Below are 24,565 nucleotides of genomic sequence, written 5' to 3' on the forward strand. Positions count from 1 at the left end.
TCCACCCGGCCTCCGTGGCTGCAGCTGCCGGGAACTTCCGGCCTGAAAAATGTCAGACCCTGCTGATCAACTGCAGAAGTGGTTGTTCTGTAGCTCAAACGTAGGCCAGCCTCACACGTTTTTCAAACATTTGTTCTAGTGAGTCTCGACAATGTTCGTTAATAAGTGCTAGAACAGAACCAGCAAAGTTCGAATATGTGTTCTAGTCGAAAGTCGAAAGCCCCATTCGGTCTTATGTTCGAAAGAGCGGGAGACGTGCGGATGGCATTCGGGAACATGCCGGGCGGCACAGTCAGGTCCAGGAGGGCTCAGTTCATGTCAGCAACAAGCGCTATTCAGGGTTCGGCTCATCAGCGTTCGAAGGAACAGCGTTCCAGCGGCCGGGTAGACCAAGGCTCAGGGATGCAGGGCTTCCGGTGGGAGGACCGTCCCGCCGGAACGGCCAAGGCCTCCCAGCCGCCGCTCCGCCTGACCCGCAGGGGCCGCATCGTGCTGGTGGGGCTCCCACTCGTCCTGCTGGCCGTGGTGCTCATTTCACTGGCCGGCTTCCTGAACTCGCCGGCCAAGGCGGCAGATTCCGTGTCCGAGCTGTCGCTGACGCCCACGGTGTCGGTCACGGTCCAGCCGGGGGAGTCCCTGTGGGGAATTGCAGGGGCCGTGGCGCCGCAGCGTGATCCCCGGGATGTGGTGGCCGACATTGTCCAGCTCAACAACCTCGACGGTGGCAAGGTCATGCCGGGCCAGCAGATCTTTGTACCCTCGAAGTAAGGCAAACCCCGTCTGGGCCCGGGCGGGCGGCCTGGAGGCGTCACAGTTTCAGTGGCCCGGCCACCCTCACTTAAACTGTTGAAGTGACTGACCAGCTAGAGCGCCTGAATCGACTTCCCCTCCGGACCAACCTGCGGGGCCTCACCCCCTATGGAGCGCCGCAGCTGGACGTTCCCATCCTGCTCAACGTCAACGAAAACACCCATGGCGTTCCAGCGGATGTCCTCGCGGCCATTTCCCAGGCCGTGACCGCCGCAGCTGCGGGACTCAACCGCTATCCGGACCGTGAGTTCACCGAACTCCGTGAGCGCCTCGCAGAATACCTTGGCCACGGCCTGGCAGCCGAGAACATCTGGGCGGCCAACGGATCCAACGAAGTGCTTCAGCAGATTCTGCAGGCATTCGGTGGGCCGGGACGCACCGCCCTGGGCTTCCCTCCCACGTACTCCATGTACCCCCTCCTGGCGAGCGGGACGGACACCGGATACATCGTTGGCCAGCGGGCCGACGACTACGGCCTCAGCGCCGAATCGGCGGCGCGGCAGGTCAAGGAACTTCAGCCTAATGTCGTCTTCCTGTGCTCACCCAACAATCCCACCGGCACCGGCCTGGGGCTGGACGTGGTCGAGGCTGTCTATGCCGCCGGAGAAGCCAGCCAGACCGTGGTGATCGTTGACGAGGCCTACCACGAATTCGCCCACGACGGCACGCCGAGCGCACTCACCCTCCTTCCCGGCCGTGAACGCCTGATCGTGTCCCGCACCATGAGCAAGGCCTTTGCCCTTGCCGGAGCGCGGCTGGGCTACATGGCAGCCGCCCCCGAAGTTACTGATGCACTGCGTCTGGTCCGGCTGCCGTACCACCTGTCCGCCATCACCCAGGCCACCGCCCTGGCCGCGCTGACCCACCGCGAGGCCCTCATGGCCGACGTCGAGGACATCAAACGGCAGCGCGACCGGATTGTCACGGAGCTGACGCGGATGGGCCTGAAGCCCGCCGCGTCCGATTCCAACTACGTCTTCTTCGGTGGCCTGGAGAACCCGCACGAAGTCTGGCAGGGGCTGCTGGACGCCGGGGTCCTGATCCGCGATGTGGGGATCCCCGGCCACCTGCGCGTCACGGCCGGCACTGAGACGGAAACCACAGCGTTCCTGGAAGCGCTCGAATTGATCCTGACCGGACAGCCCAGCGTCCCGGCCTAAACTGGAACCAGACCCCACGTCTCCGGGGAGCCCGGTCCTCACCACCCGGCACCCCGGAGAGTACTTCTCCTTCATCCAAAGGACACAACACATGAGCACCACCGGATCCATTGCTGCCGAGGCCCGGACCGCACGCATGGAGCGTGCCACGAGCGAATCGTCCGTGCTGGTCGAGATCAACCTTGACGGCACGGGCGTCTCGGACATCAGCACCTCGGTTCCGTTCTACGACCACATGCTGACAGCCCTGTGCAAGCACTCGCTCATCGACATGACGGTCAAGGCGACCGGTGACATCCACATCGACGTCCACCACACCGTGGAGGACGTAGCCATCACGTTTGGTGAGGTGCTGCGGACGGCCCTGGGCAACAAGGCCGGGATCCGCCGGTTCGGCGAGGCCACTGTTCCGCTCGATGAAGCCCTGGCGCACGCTGTGGTTGACGTTTCCGGGCGCCCGTACCTTGTGCACGGCGGCGAGCCCGCAGGCCAGGAATACCACCTGATCGGCGGACACTTCACGGGTTCCCTGACCCGCCACGTCTTCGAAGCGATCACCCTGCACGCCGGGATCTGCCTGCACATGAACGTTATTGCTGGCCGGGACCCGCACCACATTGTGGAGGCTCAGTTCAAGGCCTTCGCGCGTGCGCTGCGCGCAGCAGTGGAACCGGATCCCCGCGTTGAAGGCATCCCCTCCACCAAGGGCGCGCTGTGACCGGCCCGATCCTTCAGGGCGGGGCGATCGTGGATCCTGCGGCGACCGCGAAGCCCGCGTCTCCGGAAGGTAAACCCACCGTTACCGTACTGGACTACGGTTCCGGCAACGTCCGCTCGGCCGTCCGTGCCCTCGAGCGCGCGGGCGCTGAAGTCATCCTCAGCGCCAAGCCGGAGGATGTCCTGAATGCTGACGGACTCCTGGTCCCCGGCGTGGGAGCCTTCGAAACGGTCATGCGCGAACTCAAAGCTGTGGACGCCATCCGGATGATCGGCCGACGCGTCGCCGGCGGCCGCCCCGTGCTTGGCATCTGCGTAGGCCTCCAGGTGCTGTTCGAGGCCGGCGTGGAGCACGGGACTGAAGCCGAAGGCATGGGGGAGTGGCCCGGCAAGGTGGAGCTGCTGCCTGCCGAAGTGGTTCCCCACATGGGCTGGAACACCGTGAAGGTTCCGGAAGGGTCCAGGCTCTTCGACGGCGTCGAAAACGAACGGTTCTACTTCGTGCACTCCTACGGTGTGCAGGAATGGGACTTCGATGTCATCCAGCCGCGCATGGCAGCGCCGCTCGTCACGTGGTCCGAGCACGGCGCACCGTTCATCGCCGCCGTGGAGAACGGACCGTTGTGCGCCACCCAGTTCCACCCCGAAAAATCCGGCGACGCCGGTGCCCGGCTGCTTCGCAACTGGGTCAACGGCCTGCGCCGCGGCAAGGGCGACGTTCCACAAACAGACGCGCCGACAACCCCTGCCGCTACGGGACCGGCCGCCTAGATGTGGTCGATTGTCCTGATGGCCCTCGCCGGCATCCTGGTCGGCGGGGCCCTGTCCTTCCGCCAGCAGCATAAACCGCTCTGGACCCAGATCGTTTTCTACGTACTGGCCGGAATGGCGCTGCTGGCCGCCTCCCTGCTTACCCTGCCGGCGAACTAGCCCGGCCGGCACCTCCCGATCCATCGCAGCTTCACTACAACCTGAGGACCCGAAGATGACCACCGAAACGCCGCTGCCCGTACTGGAACTGCTGCCCGCCGTCGACGTCGTGAACGGCCAGGCCGTCCGCCTCGTCCAGGGCGAAGCCGGCAGCGAAACGAGCTACGGCACTCCGCTGGAAGCTGCGCTGAACTGGCAGGAACAGGGTGCCGAATGGGTGCATCTGGTGGACCTTGACGCAGCCTTTGGCCGCGGCTCGAACGCCGAGCTGCTCCGCGAAGTAGTGGGCCGGCTGGACATCAAGGTGGAGCTCTCCGGCGGCCTGCGCGATGACGAGTCGCTCGAAAAGGCCTTGGACCTGGGCGTTGCCCGCGTGAACCTGGGCACTGCCGCCCTGGAAAACCCCGAGTGGACGGCCCGCGCCATCGACCGCTTTGGCGACAGGATCGCCGTCGGCCTCGACGTGCGCGGAACCACCCTGGCGGGCCGCGGCTGGACCAAGGAAGGCGGCGACCTGTGGGACGTGCTGGCGCGGCTGGAAGAAGCCGGCTGCACACGCTACGTGGTTACCGACGTCACCAAGGACGGCACGCTTCAGGGCCCCAACGTGGAACTTCTCCGCCAGATGGTGGAGAAGACCGGTAAGCCGGTTGTGGCCTCCGGCGGCATCTCCAGCCTGGAAGACCTCAAGGTCCTGCGCTCCCTCGTTCCCCTGGGCGTGGAAGGCGCGATCGTCGGCAAGGCGCTGTACGCCGGAGCCTTTACGCTGCCGGAAGCGCTGGACGTAGCAGGCCGCCGCTAGGCCGGCAGCAGCCACCATGGATCAGCGACCTTCGGACCGGCAACCTTTGGATGAGCAGCCTTCATTGCCGCACGCATCCCGGCAGCTGCCGGGCCACATTGCCGCCGCGCTTGCCGGATCCGGCGGTGCCACGGACTCAGCCGGGCAACCCTGGGCAGGCCGCAGCCTCGCCGGTGATGACGCGAAGATCCACAACTTCGAGGACGACGACGGCGCGGCCGACGCCGGTTACCTCGCCGCTGTTGCGGCACTCCGTTCGGCTGCAGGCGACGAGGCGGCCGTGGTCGCATCGCTGGCCGCGGCCCGGGTGTTCGTTCCCATCGTTGCCCAGCTAGCCGAAGAAGGCGAAGCCGTGGCAAAGCCGCACAGTGACGGGCAGCACGGGGACACCCTGCACGGGGACAAGCAGGCGGACATGGCGCTTGTGACACTCAAGGCCCCGGACGGGCGGACGGCGATGCCGGTGTTCACATCGGCTGCGGCGTTGGCATCGTGGCATCCGGAAGCCCGCCCGGTGGCAGTGTATGCCGCCAGGGCGGCACTGTCCGCCGTGGCTGAAGGCGCGGAACTCCTGGTCCTGGACCCCGGCTCGGAGTACACGTTCGTTGTCCGCCGGCCTGCTGTCTGGGCCCTCGCGCAGCAGCGTGAATGGCTGCCGTCCTACGCGGATCCGGAGCTTGCCCAGGCCATGGGGGAGGCATCGGCGGCTTATCCTCCGGTAAGGCGTGTTGAACTCCAGCCGGGCGGCGGGGTGGCCTCGGCCACCGCAAGCGGAGCCGTAGTCCCCGGAGGCGGCCCTGGCCCGGAACTCAGGGTGGTGCTGTATCTGGAAGACGGCCTGGACGCGGCCGGTGTCCAGTCAATCGTGGCAGGCCTGAACGCTGAGTGGTCCCGGAATGCGGTGTTCGCCGAGCGCGTTGACTCGATCGAGGTAAAGTTGCAGCGCGCAGCAGAGTAGCCGGCGGCAAGGGGGACAGATCCCGGCCTTGCCGCAGGCAGGATAAAGGACGTAACCCGTGAATTTCGCTCTCTACAAAGAGCTCCTGGCCATCAAGCCCGTGCGGCGGCTGCTGATCGTGGGAATGATAGCCCGCATACCGCACTCGGCAGCGGGCGTGCTGCTGACGCTGCACATCGTCCTCACCCTCGGTGAGGGATATGCCGCCGCCGGTGCAGCGGCTGCCGTCATGACCATCGGCATCGCCGTCGGCGCGCCTTGGCGCGGCCGCCGGGTTGACACCGCGGGCCTTCGCAGGGCCCTGATTCCCTCCGTGATCTCCGAGGCCGTTATCTGGTCCGTTGTGCCGCACGTTCCGTACGAATGGCTGCTGGCTTTGGTATTCGTCGGTGGACTGCTCACCCTGCCCATCTTCAGCGTGGTGCGCCAGTCCCTTGGTGTGCTGGTAAACGGCGATCAGCGGCGCACGGCATTCGCCTTGGACGCGATCACCACGGAGCTGGTCTTTATGATCGGCCCCGCGGCCGGCGCCATTGTTGCCACCACCGGCTACTCGGTCATCGGACTCACTGTGGTGGGTGTCTCCACGTCAGTGGCCGGACTCTTCCTGATGTGGTTCAACCCTCCCACCCGCAGTGCAGAGCCCGATGGGGACTACGAAGCCGACCAGCGGGAAGGCGCCGAGGTAGCTGTGGTTGCGGCAGCTCCGGCGCATCTGCAGGAAGCTGCAGCGGAACTCGCGCCGGCGGCCGCCGGACGTCGGCGTTCGGGCCTGCGTGACAAGGTGGCCCACAACTTTGCCTGGTTCACCGCAGCGGTAGCTGCGGTCTTTGCGGTGGCTGCGGGCGCCGGGATGGTGCTCAGCGGCACGGATGTGGGCATTGTGGCCGCATTGGAGACCGGCGGGCGCCAGTCGGAGATCGGCCTCGTCTTTGTCTTCTGGTGTGCGGCCTCCGTTGTCGGCGGGATCCTCTACGGCGCCATGCACCGGCCGGTTTCCCCGATCCTCCTGTTGCTCGGCATGGCCGCCCTGACCATTCCGATGGGTTTCGCCCAGGACACCCTGACGCTTTGCCTGCTTTCGCTGCTGCCGGGGCTGCTGTGCGCGCCGGTCCTTTCCTCTGCCTCGGAAAAGGTGGCGGAACTCGTGGAGGAGGGGCGCCGCGGGGAGGCCATGGGCTGGTACGGGTCGGCGCTCACCGCCGGAGTCGCGCTGGGTGCTCCGCTTGCCGGCGTGTTTATCGACGGGATCGGTCCCTCCGCCGGATTTGTTTCGGTGGGAACCGCCGGCGTCGTTCTGTGCCTCCTGGGCCTGGTACTACAGCACCAGCGCCGTCGCCGGGGAGTGGCAGCCTGAAGCGGACTTTGAAAGGGGCGTCAAACGACGACGGCGGGCGGACCCTTGCCTGGTCCGCCCGCCGTCGCGTGCTGCTTGCCTGTGAACCGGCTAGTTAACCGGCCCAGTGTATTTTTCGCCCGGCCCCTTGCCCGGAGCGTCCGGAATAATCGACTCTTCCCGGAAGGCCAGCTGCAGGGAGCGGAGCCCATCGCGCAACGGACCGGCGTGCTGGGAACCGATCTCCGGCGCGGCAGCGGTCACCAGTCCGGCCAGCGCCGTGATCAGCTTGCGGGCCTCGTCCAAGTCCTTAAGCTCTTCGGCGTTGTCCTCTGCGGCCAGGCCGAGCTTAACGGCCGAGGCGCTCATGAGGTGCACAGCGGCTGTGGTGATGACCTCGATGGCGGGGACCTCGGAGATATCGCGGATCTGCTGCGACACCTGTTCCCGGCCGCTTGCCTCGCCGGTGGAGGGCTCGAAAACGTGTGAATTACTGTCTGAAGTGCTCATACTGGTAAGCTTGTCACAGACCGACTGAATGTCGTTATTTTGCTATGTGAAACTCGTGGCTGCCAATGTGCAGCATTCGGGGTTCTTCTGTAGAATTGATTTTCAGTTTGCAAGCGGAGTTCTCTCCCACCCGCGTCAGCCGATTTCCCTGGAAGCAATTTCCAGCGGAAGCAAGGTTGCCGGGTACCTGGTCGGGCATTCCACTGCGGCGTCAGCCGGGTGGAGCGCGTACAGCCTCCCCGGAGGCGCGGTACATCCGACCTTCGAGGCCTTCGATTGCTCCGGCAATTGGGGGCCTTCTCTATTTGCCGGTGGAATACTCACCTCAACCACAGGAGTTCTAACATTAGCGAGCCAAGAATCAATGAGCGTATCCGCGTCCCCGAGGTGCGGCTGGTCGGCCCTGCAGGCGAACAGGTAGGAATCGTCCGTATTGAGGATGCCCTGCGTTTGGCTGCCGAGTCCGACCTTGATCTCGTTGAAGTTGCACCGCAGGCCAAGCCTCCGGTGTGCAAGCTGATGGACTTCGGCAAGTACAAGTACGAAGCCGCCGTCAAGGCACGCGAGGCCCGGAAGAACCAGACCAACACGGTTCTGAAGGAAATCCGATTCCGGCTGAAGATCGACACCCACGACTACGAGACCAAGCGCGGCCACGCCCTCCGCTTCCTCGGCGCCGGGGACAAGGTCAAGGCCATGATCCAGTTCCGCGGCCGCGAGCAGCAGCGTCCGGAAATGGGCATCCGCCTGCTCCAGCGCTTCGCCGACGACGTCGCCGAAGTTGGTGTTGTCGAGTCCAGCCCCCGCATCGACGGCCGCAACATGGTCATGGTTGTGGGTCCGCTCAAGAACAAGGCTGAAGCCAAGGCCGAAGCGCGCCGTGCAACACAGCGCGCTGAAGCAAAAGCCCAGAACGAAGCGAAAGCTACGGGCGGCGGCCGCATCGATGTCTCCGGCGACGACCAGGCACCGCTGACGCAGTCGCTGGCTGACCTCCTTCCGGAAGGTTTCGCCATCACCACGGAGCCGGAAATCGAAGCTCCGGCACAGTCTGAAGCACCTGAGGCGCCTGTTGAAGCCGCTCAGGAAGCCGAGGCTCCGGCCAAGGAAGCTCCGGCTGCAGAAGCACCCAAGCAGGAGGCTCCGAAGCAGGAAGCTCCCAAGCAGGAGGCTCCGAAGCAGGAGGCTCCCAAGGTAGCGAAGCAGGCAGCGCCGAAACGCGAAGCCCCCAAGGCTGCAGAAGCACCGCGTCCCGCGGTCAGCAAGCCGGTTGTAGCCAAGGCGCCTGAAGCGCCGAGGCCTGCTGCGGCCGCCCCTGCGGCGCCGAAGCCTGCCGGAGTGCCCGCGCCGCCGCCCAAGCCGGTAGCACGGCCCGCAGCGCCCAAGCCTGCAGCACGGCCGGCCGCTCCCAAGCCGGGCAGCAAGAAGACCAACTAGTTCAAAGCTGCGCGAAGTGCCTTCGCGCAGCAAGCAACCAGCACGCCGCCCGCAGGGGTGGCTGCACGAAAGACTGCAGACATGTCTGCGGATACGTAAGGAGATCGGTTCCCATGCCGAAGATGAAGACCCACAGTGGTGCTAAGAAGCGCTTCAAGCTGACCGGCAGCGGCAAGCTGCGCCGCCAGCAGGCCAACCGCCGCCACTACCTCGAGCACAAGTCCTCCAGGCTGACCCGTCGCCTCGCCGGCGACAAGATCGTCTTCAAGGGCGACGCCAAGGTCATCCGGAAGATGCTCGGCATCTAAGTTCCAAGTTCTCTGACTGTTCGCCACCTGGCAACAGTCAACTACCAAAAAGGCTTCTCAGGCCAGCCGGTTGTTCCGGCAGTAGTCGCTTGGGATCAGAATTCTGAAGGAGTACGCACGTGGCACGTGTGAAGAGGGCGGTCAACGCCCACAAGAAGCGCCGGGTTATCCTTGAACGCGCAAAGGGCTACCGTGGACAGCGTTCACGCCTGTACCGCAAGGCCAAAGAACAGCTGCTGCACTCGTTTGTGTACAGCTACGGCGACCGCAAGAAGAAGAAGGGCGACTTCCGCCGCCTGTGGATCCAGCGAATCAACGCTGCATCCCGCGCCAACGGCCTGACCTACAACCGCCTGATCCAGGGCCTGAAGGCCGCTGAGGTCGAGGTGGACCGCCGCATGCTGGCAGAACTGGCCGTCTCCGACGCCAACGCATTTGCCGCCCTGGTCCAGATCGCCAAGGACTCACTGCCTGCTGACACCTCCGCTCCGGCCGTCGCTGCTGAAGCTGCTCCGAAGGCAAAGGCCCCGAAGGCTAAGGCTGCCAAGGCCGCCAAGGCAGAGGAAGCTCCCGCAGAGAAGGCCCCCAAGGCCAAGGCTGCCAAGAAGCCGGCTGCTGACGAGGCTGCCGAGTAACATCCCCGTTCAAGAACCGGCCGCCAAAGCAACTAAGGTTCTTATATGAACGAAACCGGGCGCCCGCAAGACTTTCCACTTTCCAACCCCCGAGCTGATCGGGTAAGGAAGGTGGCACAACTTGCCGGGCGCCCGGCACGTTTAAAGCGCCGCGAGTTCCTGGCGGAGGGCCCGCAGGCCGTACGCGAGGCCCTGACGCTGCATCAGAAGCGGCTTGCAGCGGGGGAGCCCGGCATCGTCTATGAGGTCTACGCGAGTGAGTCCTGCCTGGACCGGCACCCGGACCTGGAGGCACTCGCGGAGGGCACCACCGCCTACCTCGCCACCGACGAAGTGCTCGCCGCAATGGCGGACACGGTCACCCCGCAGGGCATTCTCGCGGTCTGCGCTTTCCTGGACGTGAGCCTTGAGCAGGTACTCGACGCCGGTCCGCAGCTCGTCGCCGTCCTGTGCCAGGTCCGCGACCCCGGTAACGCAGGAACCGTGCTCCGCGCCGCCGATGCGGCCGGTGCCGACGCCGTCGTCCTGACCGCGTCCAGCGTGGACATCTACAATCCCAAAGCTGTCCGCTCGACGGCGGGATCCCTCTTTCATCTGCCGATCGTCCTAGGCGCCGATGTGGCTGAGCTGGTGGCCCGGTGCAAGGAACGGGGGATCGGGGTCCTCGCTGCCGACGGTTACGGCCAGCTGAATTTGGACCGGCTCCAGGACGAGAACGCGGCCCGCCGTCTGGGGGACTCTGCCGCGGAATCGATCTACGCACTGGAGAAGCCCACAGCGTGGCTCTTCGGCAACGAGGCCCAGGGCCTGTCCGAGGAAGAAATCGCGCTGGCCGACCATCGGGTGGCCGTACCCGTCTACGGGAAAGCAGAGAGCCTGAACCTCGGCACCGCCGCCACTGTATGCCTCTACGCAAGCGCCCGGTCGCAGAAGCGGGCCTGACCGGCTTTCCTGCCTGAACACAAAGGCGGGGGCCCACCTTTCGGTGAGCCCCCGCCGTCGTAATCATCACACCGGCACCCCAGTGCCTGATGCGATGGTGAATGCGGTTATGGGGTGGTCCTGTTCGCCCTGCCCCGGCCGGTGATGAAGCCGTAGATTCCGGCAACCACGAGGCCGCCGACTATGGCGAGCAGCCAGGAACCAAGGTTCCAGAATTCCATCCTGCCGCCGCCAAACAGAAGATCGCCGATCCAGCCGCCCACAATGGCGCCGACAACACCAAGCACGAGGCTGGTGACCCAGCCGCCGCCAACGCTGCCAGGCATGATTGCCTTGACGATTGCTCCTACAATGAGTCCGAGAATGATCCAGCCAAGAAAGCCCATGTCTCCTCCTACATTTTCGTCGGAACTCACTACGGGTCCCGATTATGGCTTCAAGCTAACACACGCTGTGTTTCCTTGTCAGCAGGCTTAGTTTCATTGTTTTGGTGTCGTTAGCCGTGACGTGCGGTGCGACCGGCCGCGGCGGGCGGGTACGGTATTCCTTGCGGGCATCAGCGTTGTGCGGTGATCGCACGTGCAAATTTTCCGGCAATCCCTGAAGAGGTGAAGCTCACTTGGCTGCAAATGGCGGTACGAAGGCGATCGTTGCGGCTCTGGCTGCAAACCTGACCATCGCTGTACTGAAGTTCGTTGCATTTATCCTGACGCTGTCGTCGTCAATGCTGGCTGAGGCCATCCACTCCGTTGCCGACTCCGGGAACCAGATCCTCCTGCTGGTGGGCGGCAAGCGCGCCAAGCGTGCCGCGAGCCCCGAGCACCCCTTTGGTTACGGGCGTGAGCGCTACATTTACGCGTTCATCGTCTCCATTGTGCTGTTCAGCGTGGGCGGCCTCTTTGCGCTGTACGAGGCATGGGAAAAAATTCAGCACCCGCACGCCATCGAAGGCGACTTCTGGTGGGTTCCGCTGGCCGTGCTGGTCGGTGCAATCATCGCCGAATCGTTCTCATTCCGGACGGCAATCATCGAGTCGAACCATGTGCGCGGCAAGCAGAGCTGGGTGCACTTCATCCGCAATGCCAAGCAGCCCGAACTCCCCGTCATCCTGCTCGAGGACCTCGGTGCTCTGCTGGGCCTGGTGTTCGCACTGTTCGGCGTGGGCCTCACCCTGCTGACCGGCGACGGCATCTGGGATGCCCTTGGAACCGCGATGATCGGCTTCCTGCTGGTGGCCATCGCCATCGTGCTTGCCCTGGAGACCAAGTCGCTGCTGCTGGGCGAATCCGCCTCCAAGGCTGACTCCGCACGGATCAGCAGCGCCATCGAGGCCGACGGGACCAAAATCATCCACCTGAAGACCCTGCATCTCGGCCCCGAGGAACTCCTGGTCGCTGCAAAGATCAGCGTCGGCGCCGCCGCTACCGGCGCTGAGATCGCCAAGGTCATCGACGACGCTGAAAGCCGCATCCGCGAAGCCGTGCCGATTGCGCGGGTCATCTACCTGGAGCCCGACGTGGTGCGCGCGCACGTCTGATTCAATGCGCCGGGGCTACTGCGCCGGGGAGAAGGCCGCTGGACCGAACCTGCTGAGGCGGGCTAGGAGACCAGCGGCCTTTTGCGTTCCAGCAGGCCGCTGATCAAGGCAACACCCAGGCCCAGGATTGCCAGGACCGCCCCCACGAGGGCAGGCGCAACATAGCCCCATCCCCAAGCAATGACCAGGCCGCCAAGGAAGGCGCCGAGGGCGTTCGCCACGTTGAGGGCCGCGTGGTTGAGCGAGGATGCCAGGGACGGGGCATCGGGAGAGGCATCCAGAAGCCGGGTCTGTAGTGCAGGGACCAGGAGGGACCCTGCGCCGCCCACCACGAAGACCATCACAAAGGCGGACCACGGCCAGTGCACCGCTACTGCATAGACAACCAGGGCGACGGCGATCCCGGGCAGGACCCAATAGATTGTGCCCATGACGGACCTGTCAGCGATACGGCCGCCGACAATGTTTCCTGCCACCATGCCCAGGCCGTACAGCGCCACGACAAGCGGCAGCCAGGCGGCGGGGATACCCGCCACGGAGGTCATGGTGTGCGCAATGTAGGTGTAGGTGGCAAAGAAGCCGCCGAAGCCCACGATGCCGATGAGGATTGCGAGCCAGACCTGCAGCCGCTTCAGCGCGCCAAGTTCCCGGCGGATGCTGGCGTCAGGGTGCGCTGCCTGGAAGGGGACAAATTTCCACAGCATGGCAAGCGTCACGAGCCCGATCACGCCTACGAGCACGAACAGCAGGCGCCAGCCAAAAGCCTGGCCCAGCCATGTGGCGAACGGAACTCCTATGACGTTCGAGATCGTCAGCCCGGCCATGACCATGGATATCGCCCAGCCCCGCCTGGTCGGAGCGACCAGCGATGCCGCGATCACGGCGGCCACACCGAAGAACGCTCCGTGCGGCAGGCCGGCAGCGAACCGGGACAACAGCATGGTGCCGTAATCCGGAGCAATGAATGACGTGAGGTTGGCCAGGCTGAAGAACAGCATGAGGCTCAGGGCCAGGTGCTTGCGTGGAAGCTTGGCGCCGACGGCGGCCAATACCGGGGCCCCGATGACGACGCCGAGCGCGTAGGCGGAGATGAGGTGGCCGGCTTCGGGAGTGCCGATGTTCAGCCCCTGTTCCACCTCCTTGAGTAGTCCCATCATGGCGAATTCAGTGACGCCGATGCCGAAACCGCCCATCGCGAGGGACACGATGGCCAGGGCAAGGTGCTGTGTTCCGGCCTTTGGCTTGGCGGGGCTGAGGGTGGGCGTGGAGGTCATTGGCCTGCTCTTCGAAAGTTCTGGTCCTGGCGGTTTTGCTTCAGCCGCTCACGTTCCCGCAATGCGGGCAACATGGGGGCACGTTCACGGCAGAATAAATCTGATTACTGCAACGCTGGGGGAGTGGTCCGTATTCCGGTGCGACAGCTGTCTGGCGGGTGCAGAGGAATCGGCCTGAACCATTGTCCCCCATAGACTGTTGCGGTGACTGGACTCATCAATGTTGTTGGCGGAGCTGTTGTGGATTCCCTGAGCGCCCCGGCCCGGCTGCTGGTGGCGCGGCGGACGGCACCGCCCCAGTTCGCCGGGATGTGGGAGTTCCCGGGCGGAAAGGTGGAGCCCCTGGAATCCGCGGAAGACGCTCTGCGCCGCGAACTCCGCGAAGAGCTGGGCATTGGCGTCCGGCTGGGCCCCGAGCTGGAGGCGGAATCCGCTTCCGGCTGGCCGCTCAATGCCAAGGCCTCCATGCGCGTCTGGTTTGCCGAGATTGCTGATGGCGAGCCGCGCCCGCTGGAAGACCACGACGAACTTCGCTGGATCAGCCTGGCAGGAAGTGATGAAGCTCTCAGCCTGCCTTGGATTCCTGCAGACTTCCCGATTGTCCGTGCACTGCTGGCTGCCGTTGCGGGATCTGAACGAATTACACTCAAATCATGAAATTATCCGAGGGTTGAAACCCCTTTCAGCGGAATAAATTCGGATTGGCGGCTCTGCGAGGTTCTGGGCAGAATTCTTATGATGGGTGCGGACGATCTCCGCGCCCGCTTTTGCGGAAAATCGTTCTGCGAGGATTTGAGCCACCACAGGGAGCCCCATGATTTCCGTAGACCGGGTGTCGAAGAGCTATGGCTCCGGGGAGTCAGCCGTCCGGGCGCTGGACGACGTTTCGCTGGCTGTGGGCCGCGGCGAGATTTTTGGCGTTGTTGGCCAGAGCGGTGCCGGCAAGAGCACCCTGATTCGCACCATCAACTCGCTGGAGCGCCCCGACACCGGATCTGTCACGGTGGACGGCCGCGACGTCACTGCGCTCACCGGTTCCGGACTGCGCAGTGCGCGGCACAACATCGGCATGATCTTCCAGCACTTCAACCTGCTCAGCAGCCGGACCGTGCAGGCCAACGTTGAGCTCTCCCTCGAAATCACCGGAGTGGGGCGCGCCGCCCGGCGGTCCCAGGCTTTGGAAATTCTCGAGCGGGTAGGACTCCACGGCAAGGCGGCCGCGTATCCGGCACAACTGTCCGGCGGCCAGAAGCAGCGTGTCGGAATTGCCCGGGCGCTGGCGTCCAAGCCGTCCGTCCTCCTCAGCGACGAGGCAACATCCGCGCTGGACCCCGAGACCACCACCCAGATCCTCGACCTCATCAGGCAGCTCAGCAAGGACATGGGCCTGACCGTGCTGCTCATCACCCACGAAATGGACGTGGTCAAACGCATCTGCGACGCGGCCGCAGTCATGAGCGAGGGCAGGATCCTGGAACAGGGCCCCGTGGAACAGCTGCTGACCACCGAAAGGTCCCTGCTGGGCCACGCGCTCTTCCCCCTCGGCGACATCCCGGAAACGGACAACACCATCATCGAAATCACTTTCACCGGAGCCACCCCCGACAGCCCGGTAATTGCCCGGCTGGCCCGCAGGCACGGGATCGACGTCGGAATCCTCGGCGCGGCCGTGGAAACCATCCACGGCCGGCAGACGGGCCGGACCCGCCTGGAACTGCCGGGCGAGCGGGCCGCCGTTGCAGCGGCAGTGGCTGATCTTCGCACCCAGGGACTCTTTGTGGAGGTCATCAAGTGATCGACCGTGACGACCCGTACTTCTGGCGGGACCTTTTCGAAACCATTCTCAAAGGCACCGGCGAGACGTTCTATACCGTGGGCTTCAGCCTGCTCTTCACGGTGGTATTCGGCCTGGCGGCCGGCGTCCTCCTCGTGACCACCGAGCCCGGCGGACTCCTCGCCAAGCCGTTCGGCAGCAGGGTCCTTGGCACGGTCATCAACCGGCTGCTGGACGTGGTGGTAAACATTGGCCGGTCCGTCCCGTTCATCATCCTGATGATCCTGCTGATTCCCTTCACCCGACTCATAGTTGGCTCCTTCATCGGAGCGACGGCTGCCATTGTGCCGCTGACCATTGCCGGAATCCCGTTCTTTGCACGCCTTGTGGAGATCGGCATCCGCGAAGTTCCCCGGGGGCTGATCGAAGCCGCCGAATCGCTCGGTGCCACCCGGTGGACCATCCTGACCCGGGTAATGGTTGCCGAAGCGGTTCCTGCCCTGGCGCTTGGGCTGTCCACCACCGTCGTCGGACTCATCGGATACTCCGCCATGGTGGGCGCCGTCGGCGGGGGCGGGCTCGGGGACGTTGCCTTCCGCTACGGCTACCAGCGCTACAGCCCCGAGTACATGTTCGGTGTTGTGATCCTGCTGATCCTGCTGGTGCAGGTTTTCCAATCCCTCGGTAATTTCGCCGCGCGGCGTCTGTCACACCGCTAGCGCCGCTTCATCCGGCGGCAGACCGCCGGTGCTCCTCCCGCATCATTTCCCCCAAATATGTTCCATTCTGCGAAAGAGTTCCCATGTTCCGATCACGCATCCTGAAGGCCGCCGCAACCGGAGTGGCCGCCATCCTGGCCCTGTCAGCCTGTGGCGCCGGCAGCTCCGCCGAGTCCGCCGAGACCATCAAGGTCGGTGCCCTGGCGGTGCCTGCCGGCGACATGCTCAAGCACGTGCAGCGTGAGCTCGCCCCCAAGGAAGACCTCACGGTGGAGTACAAGGAGTTCAGCGACTACAACACGCCGAACCCGGCTGTGAGTGACGGCGACATCGACGCCAACCTCTTCCAGAACTCGACCTTCCTGGAAACCTACAACAAGGCTTCCGGCAAGAACCTCGTGAGCGTTGGCAAGGTCTACCTGCCGCCGATGGCCCTTTACTCCAACGACATCGCCAGCCTTGATGCCCTTCCGGACGGGGCTTCGGTGGCCATCCCCAACGACCCCACGAACGAATCCCGCGCCCTCAAGCTGCTGGCATCGAAGGGGCTCATCGAAGTCACCGAAAACCCGATCACGCTCAAAGACGTCAAAGCGAACCCGAAGAACCTCAAGTTCACTGAAATCGAGAATGCCAGCCTGCCGCAGGCGCTCAACGACAAGGACGCCGCGATCGTGACGCTGGCCTTTGCCCTGCCCGCCGGGCTGAGTGCCGACAAGCAGCTGCTTGTGGAGGGCAAGGACAGCGCGTACTACAACGTCCTCGCCGTCAAGGCTGAAATGAAGGACGATCCGCGCGTGCAGAAGCTGTACAAAATCCTCACCTCGCAGGAGATGAAGGACTTCATCAACACCAAGTTCAAGGGCCTGGTCATCCCGGCCAGCTAACCGGCCACCTAGCCCGGCTTGCGCTCTCCGGCTCCGGTCCTGCCCACGGCAGTGCCGGAGCCGGGGCGTTTAAGGACCGCTTGCGTCAGATGAGCGCCGGAAGAGCTTGCGTTTAAAGAGCTTGCGTCAGAACAGTGTGGGCTGCGTGGTGTCCGTGCCGGCAGCATGGCCGGCCCCGCCGGGTGTTGCTGCGGCTCCCCGGTGGACTGCCGTCCTGCCGGGACCGGTTCCGGCTTCCGGAATGCTCCCGGCGGGATACTGCGCTTCCTCTTCCCGAGGGTCCTGTGCCAGCTCGCGGTGGCTGAACCCGTGCGAACCGGAAAAGCCGTGCCTGGACTTGAAGTAGCGGATCCGCCCCGCGAGCCATTCGCGGTACTCCTTGGATGCGTAGGATCCGGTGCCGTACAGCCGGCGGTAGCGGCCCGCCAGTTCCGGGTGGCGGGCCGCGATCCACTGCATGAACCATTCCCGCGTCCCCGGTTTGAGGTACAGGGCCCCGGCCGTCACGCCCGTGGCGCCTGCGGCAGCGAGTGAGCCAAAGAGCGAATCCAGTGCCTCGTCGCTGTCCGAGAGCCATGGCAGGATGGGCATGGCCATTACGCCGCACGGCAAGCCGGCCTCCCGTAGCCGGGAGATCAGCTTGAGCCGAGCCCTGGGGCCCGGAGTTCCGGGCTCGACTGCCTCGGACAGCTGTTCGTCAGTCATGGCCAGCGAAATCCCGATCCCCACGGGCACATGCGCAGCGGCGTGCTTCAGCAGCGGGATATCCCTGGCCAGCAGGGTCCCCTTGGTGAGGATGGACAACGGCGTTCCTGAATCTGCAAGCGCGCGGATGATGCCGGGCATCAGCTGATAGCGGCCCTCGGCGCGCTGGTACGGATCCGTGTTGGTGCCCAAGGCCACGTGGTGATGGCCCCACGACGGCTTGGCAAGTTCCTTCCGCAGGATTTCGGCGGCGTTGATCTTGACCACCACCTGGCTGTCAAAGTCCAGTCCGGCATCAAAGTCCAGGTAGGTGTGGCTCTTGCGGGCAAAGCAGTAGACGCAGGCATGGCTGCAGCCGCGATAGGGATTGACGGTCCATTCGAAGGGCATTCGGGAACCGGCCGCCACCTTGTTGAGCACCGATTTGGCGGTGACCTCATGGAAAGTGACCCCGGCGAATTCGGGGGTCGAGACGGAACGCACAAGCCCGGCCAACGGCAGCAACGCGTCAACGGCTGGGGCGGCTGCTGGTGCGTTGCCTGCGCTGTTCTCTGCAGTCGCCGGCCGGAGTGCTTGTGCGTCCCATCTCATGGTTACCATTCGAAGGTATGTTCGAATTTAAGTCAAGGCCCCAACGCCCGCCGCGAGGCTGTTGCTACGCTGTGCCCATGATTCTCCTGACCGGGTTCGAACCGTTTGGCGGCGAGACCACCAACCCGTCCTGGACCGCCGCGGCGGCGGCGTCCGCCATCCTGAAGGCGGACGGCCACGCCGTCGCTGCCGTGGAACTGCCGTGCGTGTTCGGGCAATCCATCACCGTTCTGGGGGATGCGCTGCAGCGCTACGACCCGGAACTCGTGATCTGCGTGGGCCAAGCCGGAGGGCGGCCGCGGATCTCGCTGGAGCGAATCGCCATCAACTGCGACGATGCCCGCATCCCGGACAACGCCGGGAACCGACCCGTGGATGAGGAAGTGGTCCCCGGCGGACCGGCGGCCTATTTCAGCTCGCTGCCGGTCAAGGCGGCGCTCGAAGCCCTGCGTACTGCCGGGATCCCCGCCGAGGTATCGCAAACCGCCGGCACCTACGTCTGCAACCACATCTTCTACGCCCTGATGCACTCGCTGGAGACACGGCTTGGCGCGCCGACCGCAACGCGGGGCGGCTTCATCCATGTCCCGTATGAGACGCAGCAGGTGCCCCGGGGCAGCGGTACCCCGTCACTGCCTGTCGCCGTCATGGCGGAGGCGCTCGCCGTCGTCGTCCGAACTGCCATGTCCACGACGACGGACATCAGGCTGTCCGCCGGTACCCTCCACTAGCCGGTCGCTGCGCCCGGAGGCGGGCGCCGTTAGCTGCCTGGCGCGCGAAGCTCCCAGACAACACCGACTGTTGCCGGGACGCTCGACTGTCCGGCCTCGATTCCTACTGAGTCCGTGGCCATGGCGCGCTGCATTTTCGCCACCGGAATCGGTCCCGGGGCCGCGGGCTGCTGGGTGACGGAGACAACCGGACCAAGTTCAGCGCCCGCCAATGTCGCGAACTGCCTGGCGGTGGCCAATGCATCGTGCCAGGCTGCTTCACGGGCCTCTGCCGTGACGGCGGCCGGGTCCGCGAAGCCGAGGTCCAGCCCGTTCAGCCTGACGTCATTGCCGCCGGCGCCCACCGCCTTGGCGATAACCTCCGAGGCGCCGGAAACATCGCGCAGCCGGACGGCCAGCATGCTCGAGGCCACATACCCCGCCACAGTCTGGCCCTCGCCTTCTTTCCACACGACGTCGGCGCGCACGTTGAGGCCGGAGGTGCTGATGTCCGGGTCGCTGACACCGTGCTCCCGCAGTACCGCCGAGATCCCGGCCGAAGCCCTCCCGGCTGCCGCATATGCGGCGCCGACGTCCTCCCGTCGGCACTCGACGCCGATGGAAACGGTCAGGAGGTCAGGCACTGCCTCAGCCGTCCCCGAGCCCGTCACCGTGATGGTCCGTGCGATTTCGGTCATGTCATGCCTCGATTCGATCGGGGGCAGCATTGCCCGTACGGCGCTTGTCGGTACTGTCTTGGTACGGCGCTTCCGTTTTACGGGTGCGCCTTTCCACGTATCCGCCGGCCTCCAGGCCCGCCAGTCGTTCGAAGACATTGGCAGAACCCGGGTTTCCCGTCCGCAGCTGCGACCACCCGGCCGCGATGAAGTACAGCGGCAGGAAGGGCAGTCCACCGCACCAGGCGTATTGGCTGCTGTGCCGTTCCTCATGCCCTAGCAGCACAGGATTGGACAGGGCCTCCGCAGCCTCGGTACGGAACAGCACCACGTTCCCCACGGTGAATGCCTGCGCAAAGGGTAGCCGCCACCGGTAGCCTGTGGCGATCAGCAGGCCGCGGGGGCCGGTCCGCACGGACGTGCGGGCACTCCAAGCCAGCAGAAGGCCAAGGAACGTTGATGCATTCAGCGCGTTGGCGATCTGCCGCAGCCGCTGTCCGGAGGTCATGAGGCCATGGTAGCGGCAGCCGGTGATCCCCGCTCCTGCCTGCCGCGCCTCCTGCGCCCTCGCTGCGGAGGCAGTCACGTTGGCTGCCGTGGCACGTTCAGCCGGGCGCCTTCAACTAGACTGGGGGAGAGTGCCCGCCGGACGAATTCCGGCGAGCCCTGCCCTTTGTCACTTCACGCGTCCGCTGAAAACGGCCGCGTGGAACGACAAGTCAGTGACGGACACGCTGCCGGTGGACCCGAATGCAGCTGGACAGCTCGCTGGCGATACCCGACTCGTAGCTAAGAACAGTAGATGACTGAAACTTTGCCGGGCGCTGCCATCCCGAACCCTCTGGATGAAGCCGCCATTACTGCCGCCGCAGACCACGCCGTAGCCGCCATTGCCGCCGCCTCCTCGCTCGATGAGCTCAAGGCCGTCCGGCTTGCGCACACCGGGGAGAAATCGCCGCTGAGCCTCGCCAACCGTGAAATCGGCGGCCTGGCAAAGGACCAGAAGGCCGCCGCCGGAAAGCTCATGGGCGCCTCCCGCGGACGCGTCAACAAGGCGCTCGCGGACCGCACAGCCGAGCTGGAAGCCGAAAATGACGCACGGATCCTCGTCGAGGAAACCGTGGACGTCACTGCCGCGCCGCGCCGCCGCCGTGCCGGTGCGCGCCACCCGCTGTCCACGCTGCAGGACCGCGTGGCGGACATCTTCGTCGGGATGGGCTGGGAAATCGCCGAAGGCCCCGAGGTCGAATCCGAATGGTTCAACTTCGACGCCCTGAACTTCAAGCCGGACCACCCTGCCCGCGAAATGCAGGACACGTTCTTCGTGGAACCCCCCGAGGCGCACCTCCTGATGCGCACCCACACGTCCCCGGTGCAGGTCCGCTCCATGCTGGAACGAGAAGTGCCGATCTATGTGCTGTGCCCGGGCAAGGTGTTCCGCACCGACGAACTGGACGCCACCCACACCCCCGTGTTCCACCAGTTCGAGGGCCTGGCCATCGACAGGAAGCTCAGCATGGCGGACCTCCGCGGAACGCTGGAGCACTTTGCCCGGCAGATGTTCGGTGACGAGGCGCAGATCCGGCTTCGCCCCAACTACTTCCCGTTCACCGAGCCGTCCGCGGAACTGGACATCTGGCACCCGGGCGCCAAGGGCGGACCGCGCTGGATCGAGTGGGGCGGCTGCGGCATGGTCAACCCCAACGTCCTCCGGGCGGCCGGCATCGATCCGGACGTCTATTCAGGTTTTGCCTTCGGCATGGGCATCGAGCGCACCCTCATGTTCCGCAACGAGGTAGGCGACATGCGCGACATGATCGAAGGCGATGTACGTTTCAGCGAGCACTTCGGGATGGAGATCTAACAGTGCGTATCCCACTTTCCTGGCTGCGCGAATTCGCGCAGGTACCGGCCGGAGCAACGGCCGAAGACGTCATGGCCGAGCTGGTCAAGGTCGGTTTTGAAGAGGAAGCCGTCCACCGCCCCACGGACACGCTCAGCGGCCCCATCGTGGTAGGCCAGGTCCTGAGCCTGGTCAAGGAACCGCAGACCAACGGCAAAACCATTAACTGGTGCCAGGTCCGCGTGGTCCCCGAGGGGCAGGAGCAGACCCTCACCGGCAAGGGCATTGACCCCTCCGGCGTCCAGGGCATCATCTGCGGTGCCCACAACTTCGTGGAAGGCGACAAAGTGGTGGTCACCCTTCCCGGCGCCGTGCTGCCCGGAGACTTCCACATTTCGGCCCGCAAGACGTACGGCCACCTGTCCGCGGGCATGATCGCCTCCGTCCGCGAACTGGGCATCGGTGACGATCACGACGGCATCCTGGTACTGTCCCGGATCGGCCTGGACCCGGAAATCGGCACCGACGCCATGGAACTGCTCGGTCTCTACGACCAGGCCGCCGAGATCAATGTGACGCCTGACCGCGGCTACGCGTTCTCCATCCGCGGCGTGGCCCGCGAATACGCCCACGCCACGGGGACGTCCTTCACGGACCCGGCGGCGAAGGTGCAGGCGCCGGCTGAACTGGCCGGCGGCTACGGCGTCAAGCTCAACGACGACGCTCCCATTTACGGCAAGCCCGGCTGCGACCGCTTCGTTGCCCGCACCGTCCGGGGCGTGGATGCGACCAAACCCACGCCCCTGTGGATGGTTTCCAGGCTGCGGCTTGCCGGTATCCGCTCCATCTCCCTCCCCGTGGACATCTCCAACTACGTCATGCTCGAGCTCGGCCAGCCCACGCACTGCTACGACCTGGACAAACTGTCCGGCGACATCGTGGTCCGGCGCGCGGTGGCAGGGGAGAAGATCACCACCCTTGACGGCAAGGAGCGGAAGCTCGACGTCGAGGACCTCCTCATCACCGACAGTTCAGGAGCGATCGGCATCGCCGGCGTCATGGGCGGCGCCGCCACCGAAGTGTCCGACTCCACCACGAACGTCCTGGTTGAGGCGGCACACTTCGACGAGGTGTCGGTCGCCCGGTCGCGCAGGCGGCACAAACTGCCCTCCGAAGCGTCCAAGCGCTTCGAACGCGGCGTTGACTGGCAGGTTGCCGGCATCGCCGCGCAGCGGGTGGTTGACCTCCTAATGGAGCTGGCCGGCGGAACCGCCGATGACGCCGGCACCGACGTCGGGACCGCGCCCGACGCCGTGACCATCGAGCTGCCGGCGGCTTTCGCCGCAGCACGGATCGGTATCGAGTTCACTGACGAGCAGATCGTCACCTCACTGGAGGACCTCGGCGCTGCCGTGGTGAAGCACGACGCCGGCTGGACAGTCACTGCCCCGAGCTGGCGGAACGACCTCGAGACCAAGGAAGACCTCTCCGAGGAAATCGCCCGGCTGGTGGGCTACGACAACATCCCGGCCACACTTCCCGTGGCGCCCCCCGGACGAGGCCTCACCCGCGTGCAGCAGCAGCGCCGGCGCCTTGTCCAGGCCCTGGCCGATGCCGGCCTCACCGAGGTGCTGGCCTACCCGTTCGTGTCCAAGGCTGCCAATGACACCTTCGGCGTAGCCGTTCAGGGAACCGCCCGCAAGGCCGTCAAGCTGGCCAACCCGATCAGCGAGGAACAGGGCTACCTGCGGACGTCCATCCTTCCCGGCCTGATCGAGGTGGCCAAGCGCAACCACTCGCGCGGCTTCCGCGACCTGGCGGTCTTCGAAGCCGGCCTGGTGTTCCTGCCGGGTGACTCCGTGGGTACGCCGTCCATCCCGCCGCTCGGCGTCAAGCCCTCCGATGAGGTGCTGGATGCCCTGTACGACGGCGTTCCGGACCAGCCGCTGCACATCGCTGCGGTGCTGACCGGCCACGATTCGCCCGCTGCCGCAGCTCACACGCCGCGTGCCTGGGACTGGGCCGATGCCGTGGACATTGCCCGCCTGGCCGGAGACGTCCTTGGCGTCGAAATCGTGGTCAGCCAGGGCCACCACCAGGCCTACCACCCCGGACGCGCGGCCCAGCTGGCCCTGCGGTCGGGCGAGGTTGTTGGCTATGCCGGCGAACTGCACCCCAAGCTGCTGGCTGCGCACGATATGCCGGCACGTTCGGTGGCCCTTGAGTTCAACGCGGATGCCCTCTTCGAAGCGGCAGCGGACGTCATCGTGGCGAAGCACATCTCCGGGTTCCCGGTGGCCACCCAGGACGTTGCCCTGGTGGTCCCCAAGGACATACCGGCCGACGACGTCCTGGCCGCCCTCCGCGAAGGCGCCGGCGAGCTGCTCGAAGACGTGGCTCTGTTTGACGTGTACGCCGGAAAGGGCATCGAGGACGGCAAGAAGTCGCTGGCCTTTGGCCTCCGTTTCCGTGCCGCTGACCGGACGCTCACAGCGGACGAGGCGTCTGCCGCCCGTGAGAGCGCCGTCGCCGTGGCCGCCGAGCGGTTCGGAGCCGTCCAGCGCTAAGCGTTCAAGGTTAACACCGGGAGGGCGGGCCCATGGCACCACAGCTTGTTGTGCGTGCATGCCCGCCCTTCCGCGTCCCCGGGCGTGATCCGGCCGAGGCCGTTGCGGAATTGGAGCGGGATGCCTCGCGTGTCCTGGATCCGCCCGAGCTGGAGCGGGCACGCGCCATGATGCCCGTGCCGCGGCAGGATTTCCTGGCATCCCGGCTGGCCCAGCGCCTGTTCGCGGCGGAACTGCTGGAAGTGCGCGCACAGGATCTGACCGCCACGTACAGTTGCCCCCGCTGCGGCAGCGGCCCGGGCGTCGCCCACGGCCGGCCCGGCTACACCCTGGACGGAACCCCGGCGCCCCTGCTGCTGAGCCTGTCGCGCGCAGCAGGCTGGACCCTGCTGGCGGCCGTGCCGGAGCCCCGGCCCGGGCAGCGGCTGGGCGCCGACGTCGAGGATCCGCGGCGGCTGGATTTTGAGGGTTTCGACGCCGTGGCGCTGACTCCGGCGGAACGCCGGGCGGTGGCGTCCCTGTCTGGGGATGAGCTCCTTCGCGGCCGGGCCAGGCTGTGGGCGCGGAAGGAGGCCTACCTGAAGATGACGGGGGAGGGCCTTCGGCGGCCGGCTGAGACACTTGACGTGCTTGACCGGCCGGGCCTCGTTGACCTGGACCCCGCCGCGTCCGGGCTGCCGGTCGGCCTGGTGGCCGCCGTCTCCGTCGGGTAAGCCGGGGCTGTTTGGAGGTGGCC

General features: G+C 65.5%; 27 protein-coding genes. 21 read left to right on the forward strand and 6 right to left on the reverse strand.

Annotated features, from left to right (window positions below):
* The first annotated feature begins 315 nt into the window (after positions 1–315).
* The 8 genes from J2805_RS16115 (at position 316) to J2805_RS16150 (ending at position 6,734) form a co-directional block, all read left to right on the forward strand.
* Positions 316–768, forward strand: coding sequence for a LysM peptidoglycan-binding domain-containing protein (locus tag J2805_RS16115; protein ID WP_396134383.1), 453 nt, complete (start codon positions 316–318; stop codon positions 766–768).
* 83 nt (positions 769–851) lie between these two features.
* Positions 852–1,970, forward strand: a complete 1,119-nt coding sequence (locus tag J2805_RS16120) for a histidinol-phosphate transaminase (RefSeq protein ID WP_309977946.1) — start codon at positions 852–854, stop codon at positions 1,968–1,970.
* Between the two features lie 91 nt (positions 1,971–2,061).
* Positions 2,062–2,688 (forward strand): imidazoleglycerol-phosphate dehydratase HisB, encoded by a 627-nt coding sequence (gene hisB / locus J2805_RS16125; RefSeq protein WP_104172458.1) that lies wholly within the window; start codon positions 2,062–2,064, stop codon positions 2,686–2,688.
* Positions 2,685–3,458 carry an imidazole glycerol phosphate synthase subunit HisH gene (gene hisH, locus J2805_RS16130; protein WP_309977947.1) on the forward strand — a complete coding sequence of 258 codons (774 nt, stop codon included), beginning with the start codon at positions 2,685–2,687 and terminating at the stop codon, positions 3,456–3,458. Before hisB ends, hisH begins: the two co-directional genes overlap by 4 nt.
* Positions 3,459–3,617, forward strand: a complete 159-nt coding sequence (locus J2805_RS16135; RefSeq protein ID WP_309977949.1) for a hypothetical protein — start codon at positions 3,459–3,461, stop codon at positions 3,615–3,617.
* Between the two features lie 55 nt (positions 3,618–3,672).
* Positions 3,673–4,419, forward strand: coding sequence for a bifunctional 1-(5-phosphoribosyl)-5-((5-phosphoribosylamino)methylideneamino)imidazole-4-carboxamide isomerase/phosphoribosylanthranilate isomerase PriA (gene priA, locus J2805_RS16140; protein WP_309977951.1), 747 nt, complete (start codon positions 3,673–3,675; stop codon positions 4,417–4,419).
* A gap of 16 nt (positions 4,420–4,435) precedes the next feature.
* A complete protein-coding gene (locus J2805_RS16145) occupies positions 4,436–5,377 on the forward strand; it encodes an SseB family protein (protein ID WP_309977953.1) in 942 nt (313 codons plus the stop codon).
* A gap of 58 nt (positions 5,378–5,435) precedes the next feature.
* On the forward strand, positions 5,436–6,734 hold the full coding sequence (locus J2805_RS16150) for an MFS transporter (protein WP_309977955.1): 1,299 nt from the start codon (positions 5,436–5,438) through the stop codon (positions 6,732–6,734).
* A 90-nt stretch (positions 6,735–6,824) separates the two neighbouring features.
* Here J2805_RS16150 and J2805_RS16155 read toward each other — a convergent pair whose 3' ends face one another.
* Positions 6,825–7,223: a DUF1844 domain-containing protein gene (locus J2805_RS16155; RefSeq protein WP_309977957.1), complete on the reverse strand. Its 399-nt coding sequence runs from the start codon at positions 7,221–7,223 to the stop codon at positions 6,825–6,827.
* Between the two features lie 288 nt (positions 7,224–7,511).
* Here J2805_RS16155 and infC point away from each other — a divergent pair, with 288 nt between their 5' ends.
* From infC to J2805_RS16175, 4 genes are all read left to right on the forward strand, one after another.
* Positions 7,512–8,660: a translation initiation factor IF-3 gene (gene infC, locus J2805_RS16160; protein ID WP_309978050.1), complete on the forward strand. Its 1,149-nt coding sequence runs from the start codon at positions 7,512–7,514 to the stop codon at positions 8,658–8,660.
* Between the two features lie 113 nt (positions 8,661–8,773).
* Positions 8,774–8,968: a 50S ribosomal protein L35 gene (gene rpmI / locus J2805_RS16165; protein ID WP_009358635.1), complete on the forward strand. Its 195-nt coding sequence runs from the start codon at positions 8,774–8,776 to the stop codon at positions 8,966–8,968.
* Positions 8,969–9,087: 119 nt separating this feature from the next.
* Positions 9,088–9,603, forward strand: a complete 516-nt coding sequence (gene rplT, locus J2805_RS16170) for a 50S ribosomal protein L20 (protein WP_214953203.1) — start codon at positions 9,088–9,090, stop codon at positions 9,601–9,603.
* 45 nt (positions 9,604–9,648) lie between these two features.
* Positions 9,649–10,545, forward strand: a complete 897-nt coding sequence (locus J2805_RS16175; RefSeq protein ID WP_309977961.1) for a TrmH family RNA methyltransferase — start codon at positions 9,649–9,651, stop codon at positions 10,543–10,545.
* A gap of 107 nt (positions 10,546–10,652) precedes the next feature.
* Here the strand turns inward: J2805_RS16175 and J2805_RS16180 are convergent, their stop codons facing one another.
* Positions 10,653–10,931, reverse strand: a complete 279-nt coding sequence (locus J2805_RS16180; RefSeq protein WP_309977963.1) for a GlsB/YeaQ/YmgE family stress response membrane protein — start codon at positions 10,929–10,931, stop codon at positions 10,653–10,655.
* A 233-nt stretch (positions 10,932–11,164) separates the two neighbouring features.
* Between J2805_RS16180 and J2805_RS16185 the strand changes: the two genes are divergently transcribed.
* Complete coding sequence (locus J2805_RS16185; protein ID WP_309977964.1) at positions 11,165–12,082, forward strand: cation diffusion facilitator family transporter; 918 nt, start codon at positions 11,165–11,167, stop codon at positions 12,080–12,082.
* A gap of 62 nt (positions 12,083–12,144) precedes the next feature.
* Here J2805_RS16185 and J2805_RS16190 read toward each other — a convergent pair whose 3' ends face one another.
* Positions 12,145–13,356, reverse strand: coding sequence for an MFS transporter (locus tag J2805_RS16190; protein ID WP_309977966.1), 1,212 nt, complete (start codon positions 13,354–13,356; stop codon positions 12,145–12,147).
* Positions 13,357–13,560: 204 nt separating this feature from the next.
* Here J2805_RS16190 and J2805_RS16195 point away from each other — a divergent pair, with 204 nt between their 5' ends.
* The 4 genes from J2805_RS16195 to J2805_RS16210 all read left to right on the forward strand — a co-directional run bounded on the left by J2805_RS16195 (position 13,561) and on the right by J2805_RS16210 (position 16,736).
* Positions 13,561–14,013 (forward strand): (deoxy)nucleoside triphosphate pyrophosphohydrolase, encoded by a 453-nt coding sequence (locus J2805_RS16195; RefSeq protein WP_309977968.1) that lies wholly within the window; start codon positions 13,561–13,563, stop codon positions 14,011–14,013.
* Between the two features lie 157 nt (positions 14,014–14,170).
* Positions 14,171–15,151 (forward strand): methionine ABC transporter ATP-binding protein, encoded by a 981-nt coding sequence (locus J2805_RS16200; RefSeq protein WP_309977969.1) that lies wholly within the window; start codon positions 14,171–14,173, stop codon positions 15,149–15,151.
* Positions 15,148–15,849, forward strand: a complete 702-nt coding sequence (locus J2805_RS16205; protein ID WP_309977971.1) for a methionine ABC transporter permease — start codon at positions 15,148–15,150, stop codon at positions 15,847–15,849. Before J2805_RS16200 ends, J2805_RS16205 begins: the two co-directional genes overlap by 4 nt.
* Before the next feature lie 83 nt (positions 15,850–15,932).
* Positions 15,933–16,736: a MetQ/NlpA family ABC transporter substrate-binding protein gene (locus J2805_RS16210; RefSeq protein WP_309977973.1), complete on the forward strand. Its 804-nt coding sequence runs from the start codon at positions 15,933–15,935 to the stop codon at positions 16,734–16,736.
* Between the two features lie 126 nt (positions 16,737–16,862).
* On the opposite strand, the gene J2805_RS16215 is transcribed toward J2805_RS16210, so the two are convergent.
* Positions 16,863–18,032 (reverse strand): Rv2578c family radical SAM protein, encoded by a 1,170-nt coding sequence (locus J2805_RS16215; RefSeq protein WP_309977974.1) that lies wholly within the window; start codon positions 18,030–18,032, stop codon positions 16,863–16,865.
* Positions 18,033–18,109: 77 nt separating this feature from the next.
* On the opposite strand from J2805_RS16215, the gene pcp reads away from it, so the two are divergent.
* Positions 18,110–18,763, forward strand: coding sequence for a pyroglutamyl-peptidase I (pcp, locus tag J2805_RS16220; protein ID WP_309977976.1), 654 nt, complete (start codon positions 18,110–18,112; stop codon positions 18,761–18,763).
* A 29-nt stretch (positions 18,764–18,792) separates the two neighbouring features.
* On the opposite strand, the gene J2805_RS16225 is transcribed toward pcp, so the two are convergent.
* Positions 18,793–19,440, reverse strand: coding sequence for an SIMPL domain-containing protein (locus J2805_RS16225; RefSeq protein WP_309977978.1), 648 nt, complete (start codon positions 19,438–19,440; stop codon positions 18,793–18,795).
* Position 19,441: 1 nt separating this feature from the next.
* A complete protein-coding gene (locus tag J2805_RS16230; protein WP_309977980.1) occupies positions 19,442–19,927 on the reverse strand; it encodes a hypothetical protein in 486 nt (161 codons plus the stop codon).
* A 294-nt stretch (positions 19,928–20,221) separates the two neighbouring features.
* On the opposite strand from J2805_RS16230, the gene pheS reads away from it, so the two are divergent.
* Genes pheS through J2805_RS16245 form a run of 3 tightly spaced genes read left to right on the forward strand, consistent with a single transcriptional unit; the run spans position 20,222 to position 24,542 of the window.
* Positions 20,222–21,283 (forward strand): phenylalanine--tRNA ligase subunit alpha, encoded by a 1,062-nt coding sequence (gene pheS / locus J2805_RS16235; protein WP_309977983.1) that lies wholly within the window; start codon positions 20,222–20,224, stop codon positions 21,281–21,283.
* 2 nt (positions 21,284–21,285) lie between these two features.
* The gene (gene pheT / locus J2805_RS16240) at positions 21,286–23,829 is read left to right on the forward strand and encodes a phenylalanine--tRNA ligase subunit beta (RefSeq protein WP_309977985.1); all 2,544 of its coding nucleotides are present in this window, start codon (positions 21,286–21,288) and stop codon (positions 23,827–23,829) included.
* A gap of 32 nt (positions 23,830–23,861) precedes the next feature.
* Positions 23,862–24,542, forward strand: a complete 681-nt coding sequence (locus J2805_RS16245) for a 4'-phosphopantetheinyl transferase family protein (RefSeq protein ID WP_309977987.1) — start codon at positions 23,862–23,864, stop codon at positions 24,540–24,542.
* Positions 24,543–24,565: the final 23 nt, after the last annotated feature.

The sequence above is a fragment of the Arthrobacter oryzae genome (assembly GCF_031454875.1).
Taxonomy (GTDB): domain Bacteria; phylum Actinomycetota; class Actinomycetes; order Actinomycetales; family Micrococcaceae; genus Arthrobacter; species Arthrobacter oryzae_D.